This window comes from Halohasta litorea, assembly GCF_024494645.1.
GTDB lineage: Archaea > Halobacteriota > Halobacteria > Halobacteriales > Haloferacaceae > Halohasta > Halohasta litorea.
The window spans coordinates 642,975-658,218 of sequence record NZ_JANHDJ010000001.1 but is presented as its reverse complement, the minus strand read 5'-3'; the positions used below and the strand labels follow the sequence as shown (position 1 = coordinate 658,218).

Annotated in this window: 11 protein-coding genes; 4 read left to right on the top strand and 7 right to left on the bottom strand. The window is 60.4% G+C overall.

Translation table 11 applies throughout. From position 1 onward, the window contains the following. Nucleotides 1-64 precede the first annotated feature (64 nt). Complete coding sequence (locus NO877_RS03475) at nucleotides 65-655, top strand: hypothetical protein (RefSeq protein WP_256394914.1); 591 nt, start codon at nucleotides 65-67, stop codon at nucleotides 653-655. 41 nt (nucleotides 656-696) lie between these two features. On the opposite strand, the gene NO877_RS03470 is transcribed toward NO877_RS03475, so the two are convergent. Then, nucleotides 697-1,293, bottom strand: a complete 597-nt coding sequence (locus tag NO877_RS03470) for a cyclodeaminase/cyclohydrolase family protein (RefSeq protein WP_256394913.1) — start codon at nucleotides 1,291-1,293, stop codon at nucleotides 697-699. A gap of 166 nt (nucleotides 1,294-1,459) precedes the next feature. Beyond that, on the bottom strand, nucleotides 1,460-3,208 hold the full coding sequence (locus tag NO877_RS03465) for a BCCT family transporter (RefSeq protein WP_256394912.1): 1,749 nt from the start codon (nucleotides 3,206-3,208) through the stop codon (nucleotides 1,460-1,462). Between the two features lie 525 nt (nucleotides 3,209-3,733). Between NO877_RS03465 and NO877_RS03460 the strand changes: the two genes are divergently transcribed. Then, complete coding sequence (locus NO877_RS03460) at nucleotides 3,734-3,895, top strand: hypothetical protein (protein ID WP_256394911.1); 162 nt, start codon at nucleotides 3,734-3,736, stop codon at nucleotides 3,893-3,895. Between the two features lie 6 nt (nucleotides 3,896-3,901). On the opposite strand, the gene NO877_RS03455 is transcribed toward NO877_RS03460, so the two are convergent. From NO877_RS03455 to NO877_RS03440, 4 genes are all read right to left on the bottom strand, one after another. After that, nucleotides 3,902-4,345: a universal stress protein gene (locus NO877_RS03455; RefSeq protein WP_256394910.1), complete on the bottom strand. Its 444-nt coding sequence runs from the start codon at nucleotides 4,343-4,345 to the stop codon at nucleotides 3,902-3,904. 112 nt (nucleotides 4,346-4,457) lie between these two features. Beyond that, the gene (ilvA, locus tag NO877_RS03450) at nucleotides 4,458-5,723 is read right to left on the bottom strand and encodes a threonine ammonia-lyase (RefSeq protein WP_256394909.1); all 1,266 of its coding nucleotides are present in this window, start codon (nucleotides 5,721-5,723) and stop codon (nucleotides 4,458-4,460) included. Between the two features lie 53 nt (nucleotides 5,724-5,776). Then, a complete protein-coding gene (locus NO877_RS03445) occupies nucleotides 5,777-8,329 on the bottom strand; it encodes a GcvT family protein (RefSeq protein WP_256394908.1) in 2,553 nt (850 codons plus the stop codon). A gap of 240 nt (nucleotides 8,330-8,569) precedes the next feature. Next, nucleotides 8,570-11,143 (bottom strand): GcvT family protein, encoded by a 2,574-nt coding sequence (locus tag NO877_RS03440; protein WP_256394907.1) that lies wholly within the window; start codon nucleotides 11,141-11,143, stop codon nucleotides 8,570-8,572. A gap of 248 nt (nucleotides 11,144-11,391) precedes the next feature. On the opposite strand from NO877_RS03440, the gene NO877_RS03435 reads away from it, so the two are divergent. Both NO877_RS03435 and NO877_RS03430 read left to right on the top strand, forming a co-directional pair. Next, the gene (locus NO877_RS03435) at nucleotides 11,392-12,489 is read left to right on the top strand and encodes a DUF8073 domain-containing protein (RefSeq protein ID WP_256394906.1); all 1,098 of its coding nucleotides are present in this window, start codon (nucleotides 11,392-11,394) and stop codon (nucleotides 12,487-12,489) included. A 78-nt stretch (nucleotides 12,490-12,567) separates the two neighbouring features. Further along, on the top strand, nucleotides 12,568-13,428 hold the full coding sequence (locus tag NO877_RS03430) for a methylenetetrahydrofolate reductase (protein WP_256394905.1): 861 nt from the start codon (nucleotides 12,568-12,570) through the stop codon (nucleotides 13,426-13,428). A 179-nt stretch (nucleotides 13,429-13,607) separates the two neighbouring features. On the opposite strand, the gene NO877_RS03425 is transcribed toward NO877_RS03430, so the two are convergent. Continuing rightward, nucleotides 13,608-14,984: an aminomethyltransferase family protein gene (locus tag NO877_RS03425; RefSeq protein ID WP_256394904.1), complete on the bottom strand. Its 1,377-nt coding sequence runs from the start codon at nucleotides 14,982-14,984 to the stop codon at nucleotides 13,608-13,610. Between the last annotated feature and the right edge of the window lie 260 nt (nucleotides 14,985-15,244).

Sequence of the window (15,244 nt, the reverse complement as noted above, 5' to 3'; positions counted from 1 at the left end):
GCAGTCGTTACACTACCTCATGCTTGACCAACATTTTTCACAACGTCTCGTGAACCGGCTTGTCATGCTCGCCGATAGCCTGCCGGATATCTGGACGGCGGTTCTCGTTTCCGGTGAATTGTTGTCGGCTGATGCTATCATTCCGACAGCAGGTCTCGATGCGCACGGACCCGTTCTGGCAGCAGTCTCGTCCATTACGACAGTCATCTGCGGTGGGGCGATCATCTACCGGTATGGGGGTCGGCTCGATGATGCTGTCTCGGCGTCAATGCAGCGCCCACTCGTCTCCGCATTGTATGGACTCATGGCCTACGGTATCGTCGTGTTGCTCGTCGGCTACGCCTACTCACAACTGATCCGTCTGGCGGTCGCCGAAACTGCGCTCACAGTGTCTGTGACACTGGTCGCCGCTGGGCTCGTTTTCTCGCTCGGCGGGTTGGGGTTCGTCGTCGTCGGTGCGTGGTTGGCCGACCTCGTCGGCGCGACCGACCCGTGGATCGGCTTGGTTGGACTCGGGACGGTCAGCGCACTCGTATGGTTGCTGCTGCCGGTGAGTTTCGGTATCGTCGTGTGGGTCGCAATTGCTTCGGTCGGGATCGGTGGACCGACCAGACTGTGGTTCCACGCCGGGTCGGTGCACGTGTCCCAAAGCTAGGCTTTTTCGCGTCTTTTGAACCCCTCGCAGCCATTGGGCGCTCACAGCGAGTGATCTACACGCTCGTCGACGCGATCCATTGCCGCTTGGGCGGCCTGCGCGAGCTCGGTCGCCTGTCGGTCGCGGTTCGAGACCACTTCTGGATCCGTTAGTAACTCAAGGTTGGTGCGGACGGTGAACACGGCCGATCTGTGCGCCGCGTGAGCCAACGCGATGCCGGTGACTGCGTCGGCAACGGCGTTGGGATTGCCGTTTTCGACGACGTCCACTCCAGCCTCGATGACGGCCAGACACACCGTCGCAATCTCCAGTGGGACGTCTGTTGCGCGTTTCACGGCCGTCTGGACGGTATTCGATGTCGACTCGTGTTCTCTAAACGCTGCTTGCAAGGAGTCGACCGCGGCGGCATCGTCGTCCGCAAGCCTCAGTAACCGTCTGCGGTGACGCCCGAACTCCTCACCGAGATCCGAGAGGGTCGACCCAGCCGCGTTGCTGTTGGCGGTGTGGATACAGACCATCTCACAGAGCGATGCACCCATCGCCCCGGAGACGGCAGCAACTGCGCCTCCGCTCGGTGTCACCCGCGTCGACGCGACGTCGGCGGCGAACTGGCCGATCGGCTGTTCGGCGAATGTCACGGTTCTGTTCTCCTGTCGGAATTCTGGGGTCGACGGCTGGTCGATAGATCTCGTCGCACGGTTGCACGGTCCATATGTGATACTGTCTGTGCGCTCCGTAAAGAAATCTACAGACAGCTATTGTGCCCGGACAAACAACGTCACAAGAGTCAAGCAGTATCAGTACTTAGTCGGTCCCCTCGACATCACCTCCTCTCACGTCCGTGACGACCTGATCGCCGGTCTGCACCACTTCGATATCTTCGTCTTCGGTCATATCTTGGATACGTTCTGCGAACTGATCGGATTCTAGGATTTCGTACTCGTTTTTCAACCCTTGATAGACGGTAACGCACATCAACATCAGGACGATGGCGAACGGGAAGCCGGTCGCGATCGCGGCCGTTTGGAGGGCGTTGAGACCGCCGCCCCACAGCAAGAGTGCGGCGACCGCACCCTCGGTGACCGCCCAGAAGACTCGCTGATTTTTGGGAACGTCGTGTTTACCGCCCGAGGTCAGATGGTCGATAACCAGCGACCCCGAGTCCGAGGAGGTGACGAAGAACGTCACCACGAGCAGCGTCGCGAGGAGTCCCGAAATCGCGCCGAGCGGGAACTGTTCGAGGAGCGCGAACATCGCCACAGTCTGACCGAGTTCGTTGTACGTTGCGAGGGCTGCACCGTTTCCTTGCAGCGAGTTGAACAGCGCGCTGCCGCCGAACACTGACAGCCAGAGTGTCGAGAACAGCGATGGCAGGAACAGCACGCCCATGACGAACTCTCGGACGGTTCGGCCTTTCGAAATGCGTGCGATAAACATGCCGACGAACGGTGACCAGGCGATCCACCACGCCCAGTAGAACACGGTCCATGCGGAGACTGTGCTGCCGCCTTCACCGAGCGTCCCGGTGAAGAACGACAGCGACAGCAGGTTGCCGAAGTACGCACCGAGCCCCTCGACCCACGTTCCGAAGATGAACACCGTCGGACCGACGACGAGCATGAAACCCAGTAGCCCGAGCATTAGGTAGAGGTTCAGCGTGCTGAGTCGCTTGACGCCTTTATTGAGGCCGGCGGCGACCGACATCGTGGCAATGCCGGTGATCACCGCGATGAGGAGGATTTGTGGCACGGTCCCTGTTGGGATACTGACGATGCCGAGCATATCGCCGCCGACGTACGAGAGGCCGGTGTTGATCTGGGCGACGCCGAGGCCGAGCGATGTCGACAGCCCGAATAGCGTCGCAAACACCGTCACGAGGTCGATGATGTGTCCGGGCCAGCCGTAGATTCGGTCACCGAGGAGGGGCCAGAAGATCGAGCGGAAGGTCAGCGGGAGCCCACGGTTGTACGAAAAGAACGCCAATCCGAGGCCGACCAGCCCGTAGATTGCCCACGGGTGAAAGCCCCAGTGGAAGAACGTTTGAGCCATTGCTGCCGATGCCGCTGCACCGGTCCCGGCTTCGGCACCGAAAAAGCCCGGGACGCTGCCGAAGTAAAACAGCGGCTCCGAGACGCTGTAGAACATGAGGCCGATCCCCATGCCAGCGCTGAACAGCATGGCCATCCACGAAAAGTCGCTAAACTCCTTTTCGGCTTCCACACCACCGATCCTGATCGTTCCGTACTTCCCGAGTGCGAAGTACAGAATCGTAACGATGAACACGTTCACAGAGAGGAGATAGAACCAGCCGAAGTTCCCCTCGAAGAAGCTGCGGACTGCCGAGTACGCGTTGGCCGCCTGATCGCCTAACAGAATGGTGGTTGCGATGAACAGTGCGACCAAACCCAGTGCGACCGGGAAAACGATCGGATGGATGTCGAACCCGAACGCCTCGATGTTGGTATCTCCCGGTTTCCTGTCGGAGTCCGGATGGAACAGCTCCACCTGAAGTCCGTCAGAAATCTCTCCGGTTTTACTGTCGCTGTCTGACATACGATACCCTCCCGTCGTGTATCAACCGTCTCTGGATCTTCCGGGTCATATCTGTTTTCGTCTTTCTTACATTCCTATCGACCGCCTCGTCGTTCGGTCATCGCGGTACCAACTCGGTTGTACGCTCACTGGACCACACCGGAGACAGCAACCCAACACCAGCGATGACGCGTCAGTTCTCGATCCGTTCGTGTAGTTCGGTTTTTCTAATGACTATGACACACATCCTCACCCACACACATTGGAGGAATTGTAATAAAAGTTAGCCATGATTACAAAACAACAGGAGAGATTCGCTGAACGTGTTATAAACCGTACGCAGAAGGCTTCACAACGAACCTATTTTATTCAATGATATTGATAAGATGTGTTTCGAAATCGGATTTTTCTCACAACTTTAACGCAGGTTTACATATTCTATTTTTCACTAGATAAATGGCGCACTACCCTACACTAGTTATTGCACTTTTGACGAATCGTGTTCGAGATACTGGCGTTTAATGGTTCAGTCACAGTAGGTAGTGTATGGCGAACCTGTTGGCATCCGGTCTCGTCGGCCTCGCCGTCATCCTTGGCGCGGCTGCGCTCTCGGCGATGGCCGCTGGCGACTTCGGCATTGCCGGGGTCTGCTTTTTGAGCCTGAGTATTGTGCTTTATTTCAGGGAAACACGGGTCCTCACAACGTAATCCGACTTAGACCTCGTCGACACGCATTCGCTGTGTTATTACCGGCACTGTGGCGGTTCGAACGACTTTGTCGGTCGTTCCGCCCAGCAACGCCCCGAGAGTCCCGTGGTACGCCGAGGCCATCACGATCGCGTCTAGCCCCTCGTCTCGGGCATAGTCGACGATGGCTTCGCTCACCGAGCCGCTTTTGATCGCCGTCGAACACTCGACACCGCGTTCGTGGGCAAGCTCGCTGAGCTCGGCCATCACGGTCTCGCCGTACTCCCTGTACTCTTCGCGGAGCTCCTCTTCGTCGTCTCGAAGCGAGAGTGCACGTGGCGCTCCGGGGAGGTCCATCACGTACAACCCGTGTACAGCGGCTCCGAGCTCGGCTGCGAGGTCGATACCGTGTGTGGCCCCTCGATTCGCTTCGTCGCTCCCATCGTACGGGATCAAAATGGATTCGTACATAATTAATTGTGCAAGTACATCTGGTATAGCTGAAAATAAATAATTTTTGCTGCACCCCTCGGCTGCGGTGAGTGTGTCGACCCGTTGATTTGTCGTCTGTTCGATCGATGGTTCAGTTCGTCCGCGCGATATCCTCGACGGGATAGCCGCTCGCTTCGATCCCGTCTACGATGCCGTTGGCGTGTTCGATGCCGCTGGTTTCGACATTGAGGACGAGATAGGCTTCGCCGACGTCCAGATCGTCGACCGAACGGTCGTGACGAACGTCGTGGATGTTCGCTCCGTAGTCAGCGATCGTCCCGGAGATGTCCTCTAGGACTCCCGGTCGGTCGTCGATCCGAACGCGAAGCCGCATGAGTTGTCGACGCTCGGTGAGCGCGTGAATCAAGACCGTTCGGAGTTGTGTCATATCGAGGTTGCCGCCACAGAGAAGCGGCATCACCGTCTCGTCGGTCACATCGAGGCTCTCGCTCAGTACGGCTGCGGCCGAGGCCGCCGCAGCCCCTTCGACGACCTGTTTCGCACGCTCCATCAAGAGCAGTATCGCTTGGGCGATCTCCGTATCGGAGACCGTCACGATCTCGTCTACGTTCCGCTCGATGATGTCGAGAGTCAGCTCGGAGACGCCGCCGGTCGCGATGCCGTCGGCGATCGTGTCGACCTCGTCGAGGACGACCGGCATTCCCTTGTCGAGGCTCTCGTGGACCGTCTCGGCACCGGTCGCCTGGACGCCCACGACGCGCGTCTCCGGCGAGAGGTGTTTGATCGCCGTCGAGACGCCGCTGATGAGCCCGCCGCCGCCGATGGGGACGACGACGGTATCCACGTCGGGACAGTCGTGATACATCTCCGCGCCGAGGGTTCCCTGCCCGGCGATGATGTCTGGGTCGTCGTAGGCGTGGACGAACTCGGCGTCCGTTTCCTCGACTGCCGCTTGGGCGTGGGCCATCGTCTCCTGGAAGTCCTTGCCGACGAGTTCGACACTTCCACCGTAGCCTCTCGTCGCATCGACTTTCGCCTGCGGGGCGTTCTTCGGCATGAAGATGGTCGCCTCGGCCCCGCAGTTGGCGGCTGCGAGCGCCACTCCCTGGGCGTGGTTGCCCGCGCTGGCGGCGACGAAGGAGTCGACGCCCCGATCGACGTCCTGTGTGATTTTGTTGTACGCACCGCGCGGTTTGAACGAGCCGGTCCATTGGAGGTGTTCCATCTTGAGATAGACGGTGCCGCCGACGAACTCGTCGAGCGACGAGCTTCGTTCGACCGGCGTCTCCTTGACGACGGTGTCGTCATCGAGTCGCTTGCGAGCGCGTTCGATATCGGCGTACGTAACCGGGGGGTCGTCGGATTCAGTTTGGTCGTCGGATTCGGTTGAGTTCATTGCTGGGGTCGAAGGGTGCAACTGGGCGATTTACGAGCGATACCGTCGACTGCTCACCTGAGTAGTTTCTCTCGTCCGGCGTCGAACAGCGGTTCGTCGCGCACCGTCGCATCGTAGACGGTTCCCTCACACAGGATTTGGACCGATGTACCTGCCGAGGCGTATTCGTCGGGAACGTACGTGTAGGTGATCGACTCGCCGATGCTGTAGCCGTAGTCGCCCGCTTGCACATAACCGATCGGCTCGTCGTCTTTCAGGACCGGGCGGCCGCTCAGCATGATATCCGTCGAGTCATCCAGCGTCAGCGGCGTGATCCGATTGTCGATCCCTTCCTCGGTGGCCGCTTCGAGCGCCGATTTCCCGATAAACTCCGTCTCCATGTCGACGGCGAAGGGCAATCCCGCCTCGAAGGGATTGGCGTCGGTGTCGATATCAGTCCCCCACAGCCGGAACCCCTTCTCCAGTCGCATCGAACTCAGTGCGCCGCCGCCCATCGGTCTGACGTCCAGATCATCTCCGGCCTCCCACAACGTCTCCCAGAGCCGCCCGCCGTACTCGCTCGGCGTCCACAGCTCCCAGCCGAGTTCCCCGACGTAGGAGACCCGCAGCGCGATGACGGGCACGTCGCCGACGTAGATCTCCTTGGCTCGGAAGTACGGGAAGCCGCTGTTCGTGACGTCGGCGTCGGTACACCGCTGCAGCAGGAGCCGCGACTTCGGCCCCCAGAGGCCGATCGTCGACTTCGCGCCCTCTTCGATGTGGACCGACACCGTCTCGGGAGCGCGCTCGGCAAGCCATCCGCCGTGGATGCCCGGCGAGTTGCCGCCGCCGGTCGTCACCATGTACCGCTCGTCGTCGAGTCGAACGACGGTAATGTCCGCGAGGATGCCGCCGCCCTCGTTCAACAGCAGCGAGTACCGAACCTGCCCGATGTCGAGGTCCATATCGTTGCTGCAGACCCGCTGGAGGAACGCGCCGCTGTCCTCGCCTTCGACCATGATCGAGCTAAACGAGGTCATATCGAACATCGACACCGCCTGACGGGTGTGGATGTGTTCGGCCGCCTCGATCTTCGAGCGGTTGATTCCCTGCCAGCCGTCTTGCTCCGGAATGCGCTCGTCGTATCGGTCGACGAGGTCCGCGTTGGACGCGTACCACTGGGGTGATTCCCAGCCGCCGCTCTGGTAGAACTCCGCGCCCAGCGCCTGTTGCTGCTGGTAGAACGGACTCCGCCGAAGACCGCGGTGATCCTCGGGTTGCCAGCGCGGTTCGACGATGCTGTAGACCTGTTCGTACCGTTTCGCGCCGCGGTCGACGAAGTAGTCTTTCTCGCCGGCGTGGGGTTCGAACCGCCGAACGTGGATGCCGCCGGTGTCGACGGGACCGGAGGGGAGCCGCGGGACGCCGGTTTCCATCCACTCGGCGAGAATCCGGCCGTAGCCGCCCGAGTGGGTCCACCAGATCGCCAGTCCCGTCCACAGGCCGTCGACCTGTGCGGTTTCGCCGACGGCGGGCATCCCGTCGGGCGTGAAGACGAAGATCCCGTTTTCGGTGACCGCGTACTCCGCGTCGACGGTGGCCGGAAGCAGCTCGTCGAACGCCTGCTTGGCGGATTTTTCTCGATTGGGGTGGGTCGGCTGCTCCCAGTGTTCCTCGGTAAAGCCGCGGACCGATGCCTGCTGCTCCGCGGAGTTTTTGCCCATCGCCGACGGGTCGACCGAGAGCGTCTCGTGGTTGTACGAGCCCATCCCCAGCGCGTCGCCGTGGGTTCGGAAGTACAGCGAGTGATCCTGATCGCGGCCGACCGGTCGGTGCGGACCTTCGCTCATGTACTCGGCGATCGATCGGTCGCCCGGCACGTCGAGTCCGGTCGTGTTGTCGCCGACTACGGTTTCGACGCCGCCGAGTTCCGACAGCGGTTCGGTGACGACGTACTGGTGTTCGACGGGTGCGATCGGGAGGTCGAGGCCAGCGAGTTGGCCGGTCTGATACCCCCAGTTGTTCGTCGCGAGCACACAGCGCTCACAGTCGATCCGGCCTTGATCGGTGTCGACGCCGTTGATCTCGCCACCCGTCACGTCGAGGTCGGTCACTTCGACGTTGCCGAAGAAGTCGGCCGAAGAGTTCTCTCTATACCACTGGAGGGCGGCGATCCCGTCGACGCGGCCGTCGGTCGGCGAGTAGTAGCCGCCGAGGATTTCGCTTTCGTCGACAAGCGGGAGGTGGTCGGTGACCTCCTCCGGCGAGAGCAGTTGTGGTTCGGGTAATCCGTAGGCAGTTGCCCACTCGAGGCGGCGCTGGAGGAAGTCCATCCGTTCGTCGCTCCGGGCGACCTCGATGCCGCCGACCTCATCGTAGACGCCAGCCTCCGAGAGCAGTCGACTCGTATAGTGGGCCGTCTTCGTCTGAATCTTCGACGGCGAGGTTTGGAACATGATGCCGGGGGCGTGGACCGACGAACCGCCGGTCACCGGCAGCGGGCCCTGGTCCAAGACGACTACGTCCGTCGCCCCGAGTTCCGAGAGGTGATAGGCGACACTACTACCGACAGCGCCGGCTCCGATAATGACCGTATCCGCATGTGATGGGAGGGTCTCTTCGCTCATTGGTATCATTGCCGACTGCATCTGTCATGATCTTAAATACACCGGTGGAATTACATTTCAATTTTGTTATATTGGTCGTAGATCCCTTCAATCGGCTGTTATCGTCCATTTCAATCAAGACCGTGATTCACGGGATTCTGCTCACAGGACGCCGCTGAGACAGAACCACAGTATGACAGAAACCAGAGAAAATGAGGATCGACTCGTCTGGGGAGTAGATGCAACTGGGACGGGCGGCACCTACGATACCAGCGGTTCCTCGCGCACGGTCACCGCGTACCGATTGCCCTCGTACAGAATCTCGACCTCGGTTCCGGGTTCGGCATACTCCGGCGGCAGGTAGGTGTAGGCGACGCAGGCCCCGACGGTGTAGCCGTACTCGGCGCTGTGAAGGTAGCCGATGGTCTCCTCGCCGTCGAGCACCGGTTTGTCGGGCAATACGACCGCCTCCGGATCGTCGAGCGTGAGGCAGGCGACCTTGTGATCGATGTTATCGCCCGCCGCGGCCGCGGCAACAGCGTCCTTGCCGATGAACTCCGTCTCGAGGTCGACGGCCCAGCCGAGGCCTGCCTCGTAGGGGTTGTGCTCGGTATGGAGGTCCTCACCCCAGAGACGGAACCCCTTCTCGATGCGCAACGAATCCAGTGCGCCGTTGCCGTAGGGTCGAATTCGGTACTCCTCGCCGGCGTCCAGGAGGTGTTCCCAGAGCCGTTCGCCGTACTCCGAGGGGGTGTAGAGCTCCCACCCCAGTTCACCGGCGTACGAGACGCGCAGCGCCCGCACCGGGATGTTGTCGACGAAAAACTCTTGGCTCGTGAAAAAGGGGAACGCCTCGTCCGAGAGGTCGACGTCGGTGAGTTTCGACAGGACGGCCCGAGCGTTGGGGCCGGTACAGACCATCGCTGCGTAGCTGGAGGTGACGTCGTTGACGACGACCTCGGCCGGTGACTGTTCGCGGACCCACGCGACGTGGTTGTTGCCGACTTCGCGTCCGGTCGTTAACAAGAGATAGCGGTCCTCGTCGGTCCGCGTGACGGTTATGTCCGCGCGAACACCGCCGCCTTCGTTGCACATCAGCGTGTATTTGACGTCGCCGACGTCGATGTCCATGTCGTTCGTACAGAGGTACTGGACGAACTCGCTGGCCTCGTCTCCGATCACCTCCATCTTGTTGAACGACGTCATGTCGTGAAGGCCGACGTTCTCACGGACGTTGAGCGCCTCCGCGCCCTCGATCGGCGACCAGTATCGACCCTCCCAGCCCTCGCGGTCGACGATTCGGTCACCGTACTCGGCCACTAAGTCCGCGTTCGACTCGAACCACTGCGGTTCCTCCCAACCGGCTTCGGCCCACAGCTCGGCGTCGTACTCCTTGTGCGTGTGGTACATCGGCGTCCGCCGGATGTCCCGCTGAGTTTCGGTCCACACCCATTTGGGGTGGGTGATGTTGTAGACGATGCGGTACTCCTCGGCGCCGATGTCGCGGGCGAAGCTCCAGCTGCCCTCGTGGTCGTCGAACCGGTTGACGTCACAGCCCGCCAGATCGATCGGCCCATCAGGGAGCCGCGGAACCCCGTGTTCCATCCACTCAGCGAGGGCTTTGCCGGCTCCGCCGGCGTGGGTGACCCAGATGGCCGCCGCCGTCCAGAGACCGTCGTACTCCTGGACAGGCCCCATCACGGGGAGGCCGTTGGGCGATTCGGCGAACATCCCGTTGTACTTGTGTTCGAGGTCCGCTCCCTCAGTCGCCGGGATGAGTTCGTCGCTGGCCTGTCGCGGCGCTTTGTCCGGTCGGTCCGGGTGGGTCGCGGTGTCCATGTGGTGGTCGGTGAACTCGTGGACCGACCCCTGCTCGCCGTCGGGATCGTTGCCACCCAGCTCCATGGGGTCGGGCACGATCGGCTCGTGGTTGTACGAGCCGATGCCGTAGGAGTCGCCGTGGGTCCGGTAGTACATCGCGTTGTCCTGATCGCGCAGGATCGGGCGGTCGGGGCCGACCAGCAGCCGGGTCGCCTTCTCGCCGGAGACGTTTTCGTAGTTCTCGAACAGGGGATGACTCGTCACGTCGACGGCCCCCTCGGCCATCTCGTCGAGTGATTCGGTCATCGTGTACTGGTGTTCGACCGGCGTCACCGGAAGGTGAACGCCCAGTTTCTCGCCGAGTTGCCGCGCCCAGATGTTCGTGGCGACGACGACCTCCTCGCAGTCGATCGTCCCGCGTTCGGTGACGACCGATTGGACAGCGCCGTCTTCGACGTCGACGTCTTCGGTGCGGGTGTGGGGGACGAACTGTGCACCCTGATCCATCGCCTCGCGGGCCAGCGCATCGCAAGCGACGACGCCCGACACCTGTCCGTCAGTCGGCGAGTAGTAGCCGCCGAGAATCTCGCTTTCGTCGACGAGCGGGAGCAGTTCGGTGACCTCCTCGGGCGAGAGCAGTTGGGGGTCGTCGATCCCCCACGCCTTGGCGTACTCGACGCGGCGCTGGAGGAAGTCCATCCGCTCGTCGCTGCGGGCGACTTCGATGCCGCCGACCTCGTTGTAGGCCTGCTGTCCGTCGGCCCCTTCGAGATCGCTGTACAGCTGGCGGCTATAGTCGGCGAACTTGCCGAGGACCTTGGGTTCGGCCGTTTGGAACATGATCCCCGGCGCGTGCGTCGAGGAGCCGCCGGTCGTCGGCATCGGTCCCTGGTCGACGACGACGACGTCCTCGCGACCAAGTGCTGTTAGTTGATAGGCGATATTGCAGCCGACGATTCCGGCACCAACGATGACGGTGTCGGCGTGGGTCGGAAGGCTGTCGGTTGTCTCCATAAATATGGCTCTAAAGTGACAGTGCCGTTCAAAAATAGTTATCGACGGTCGTACTGCTTGATTTCAGCCTGTTTTATCGCTGTCACGTTGTGTTGTGGACCCCCGGATCAAAACCCAAAACACGACGATTTGCGATCACAGCTGACCGATCATTTCACGACATTGGAAGCAAACGATGGTTATATAAATGGGTTGATTGTTCCCCATATACGACTTAGGGACAAACCGTGGTATGATATGGCAATACCATGGGACCCTCCGCATCGTTCGATGCCCTCTCTCGGATCATCGAGCAGTACGAATCGAACGGTCGATCGATCCAACACATCGAAGCAACGGCCGGAGACAACGAAATGCTCGAAGTCACCATAGAACTCCTCGCCTCTTTCTGTGCCGCATCGGGAGACGGTCTCTCTCAACAGATCACTCCTGCAGATGCGACGGTAACCGAAAACGGGACGATCCAAGTCGAGTTTTCGAACTCCGATCTCATGGGGCTTCCCTCGGAGGCGACCGCTGTGACGGTGAACGACGAAGCCGTCCAGATCACCGACGACGGACTGTTGTCGGTCCTCGAACTGCGTATCGATCCCTCGAAAGAGTCCGGTCAGTCAGCAGTGGGAGCCGACGATACGAACGAAACCGGTCCGACCGAAACAGACACACAAAGCGAATCGACCGAAACACACATCAAACTCCTTGAACACGGCCAATCCGCTGGAACTCCCGACACAACGGCAAGTGACGTCGACGCAGTCCCCTCCGGTCACTCGGAAGACAACACGGAAGTGGAACCTGACCCCTCGGCCGTCCGTGACGATTCTCTTCCACCGTACGAGGATACAGCGTACCTGCAACAGCTCTACGAGGTGTGCGACAACTTCACTGAAATGAGTCGACGAATCGAGATGGACGTCTCTTCGGAGACAGTCCGACGGTATATGATCGACGCGAACATTCACACACCCAATTCGTACAACACGGCCGACAGCGACAATGAGACCGCTGAATCCGTCGAGACGACGGTCGACCCGTCGACGACCCAGTCACCCACGCCGAGCGACGATCCGATGGACCGGATTCAGGACGAAACGCTCGTCACTGACGGACTTGGGCTTCCCGAGTCGGTAGAGATTGAGGATATCGCCGATGCCGTCGTGGATTCGATGACTGTCTACGAGGTACAACGGCAGCTCCAACTGGATCGTACCCAAACTCGAACAATCCTACAGAAGCTCGATCTGCTGGATCTCGTCTCGCGGACTGTTTCCGGTGACCCCGAGCGGTCAGTGTCGTACGATCAGATCGCCGGACGCATCCAGCAGTGTAATCCGAGTGGCGCATAGCTGGGTCGACCCTATTTAAATGGGTTTGTTGTATCACCCGCAAACAAAAGTGGGTATGCGACTATCAGTTGTTAACGTATGTCATTGGGAACTACGACCACGACACAGCAGGATGGCGTCGAAGCCTTGCTACAAAACGCCCGGTTCGAGCTCATGCCGTTCGATAGCTTCGACGACGAGATCCAGCATCTTCCCGATGACGCGACGATCGCCATTACGACCTCGCCACAACTCGGGATCGAGCGGACGGTCGAACGCACCGAACAGGCGGCCGAGCAGGGCTATGACGTGGTTCCCCACATCGCCGCACGCTACGTCGAAGGCACAGACCACCTCGAATCGATCGCCCAACGACTGACCGACGCGGGCGTCACTGATATCTTCGTTCCGGGCGGGGACCGCGAGGAGCCCGCGGGCTCGTTCGAGTCGGCCTACGAACTGCTTTCTGCGCTCGAAGAGATGCCGTACTCGTTCGACGAAGTCGGTATTACGGGCTACCCCGAGGGGCACGATTTCATTTCGGACGGGACGCTGTCGGAGTCGATGGCACGAAAAGAACCCTACGCGACCTACATCGTTACCCAGCTCTGTTACGACCCCGAGACCGTCCTCGACTGGATCGAGACGATCCGCGCCCGCGGCGTCGACCTGCCGGTCGAGGTCGGCATTCCGGGCGTGATGAAGTATCAGCGACTCCTCCAGATCTCACAGAAGGTCGGCGTCGGCGACTCGATCGAATTCCTGCGGAAGACGACCGGTATCCTCGGGTTCGTCCGGCAGCTCGTCGGCTCTCGGGGCACCTATAAACCGGACGATCTCATCGATGGGCTCGCGCCCTACGTGGACGACGAGGAGTACGACATTCGTGGCGTCCACATCTACACGTTCAACCAGACACCGGATACCGAAGCGTGGCGTCGCTCCCGGCTCGACTCGTAGTTGTCGGTGCGTTTTCACCTGTTGTTCCGCTGTTGGCTCTGACCGACAGAGGGGTGCTCACAGACTGACAGCGACTGTCCGATACGTGTCGACACGAAGCAAAATGAGGTCACGAAGCAAAAATGGGGTGCCAAATGACGCCTGCAACAGATGTCGATGGAGGGCCGAAGCGGGATCGGTCAGTCGTTTTGTTCGACTTCCTGTCTGGCGTTGAGTTTGGCCTGCTCGCGGGCGCTCGGGTTGACTGACTCCTTGAACGGCACCTTTGCGAACGTCGCGAACGTCGGCTCACCGGGTTCCTCGGAGTACTCGTCGGGCAGGTGGACTTGGAACTCCAGGTCGAGGTCTTCGTCGTAGATGTCGTCGTTGAGCGGGGTGTCGGTGACTTCTTGGATTTTTTCGGCCGGGACGAAGCCCATCGCGATGTTGGTTTCGAGGTCGGGGTTCCACCACGGCGACGTGATGTAGCCACACTCTTGGCCCGTCTCGGGGTCGGAGACGAGCCAGAAGTCGGGGGCGTAATCGCGGATCGGCTCGCCAGCGAGTTTGAGCCCGATGAGTTTGTGGGTGAACGGATACTCGCCGTTTTCGATCTGTGCTTTCTGTTCCTCCAGTGCCTCTTTTCCGATATAGTCGGCGTCCTTATCGTCGGGGACGTGGTAGCCGAGATTGACCTGGAACGGCGACGTCTCGTGATCGAGATCCTGGCCCCACGACATGATTCCGGCGGCGATGCGTCGGTGGTGCCCTGGCGCGATCTGCCGCCCGCCGTGGGCTTTGACCGTCTCCATAACGGGGTCCCAGACCCGTTCTGCGTTCTTCGAGGCGTCTTTGACGTAGATCTCGAAGCCTTCCTCGCCCGAAAAGCCGGTCTGGCTGATCAGCACATCACAGCCGTCAATCTCGGCCTCCATGAGACCGTAGTAGGGGATGTCTTTGACTTTCTCGCCGACGACGTCGACCATCACGTCCAGTGCCTTCGGGCCCTGGATCTGCATCGGCGCGACGTCGATCTCGTCGATCTCGACGTCGAACTCGTTGTCGACGTTGACGCCCTGCAGCCACTGCATGAGCGTCGAATCCGAAATCGAGAACCAGAACTCGTCTTCGGCGGGTCGGAGGAGGACCGGATCGTTCAGGACGCCGCCGTCCTCGTTGCAGAGGATGACGTACTTGCCATCCATCGCGTCCATGCCGGTGACGTCACGTGTGACGACGTAGTTGGTCAGCGCCTCCGCGTCAGGGCCCTTCACGCGGATCTGGCGCTCGACGGCCACGTCCCAGAGCGTGACGTCGTTGGTCAGCGCATCGTACTCCTTCATCACGCCGCCGTCCTCGGGTTCGATGAGGCCACGGGGGTGGTAGAGTCGGTTGTAGACGGTGGCGCGCCACGCGCCCTCCTCGTCGAACGACTTGTGGAAAAACGGGGATTTGCGAACGCGCGTGGAGACTAACATTTCGATGCCGGGGTCGCCGGTCTGACGGAGGTTCCGCGGAACCGTCCGATCCGACTGGTCGACACTCGGATAATTCGGATGGTCTGTATTGTCGGTCATGCTTTTGAATTGAGATTAGAAACCATCATAAACGATGTTGTTACTTACGGCAGGTGTTTATAAGAGGGCCGACGGGTGCCCTCGAAGGTCTCGTCGACCCGAATTTCGAACCATGTCCACTCCGACACAACTCGAACGTAGTGTTCAGAGTGACTACCGAGAGTACTCGTGGGAACGCAATTTCCAAAGATATGGTAAAATGGAAACGCGGTGGTCTACCTGCTCATGACTCGAGAATGTCACTCTTCCGTGTCGTAGGA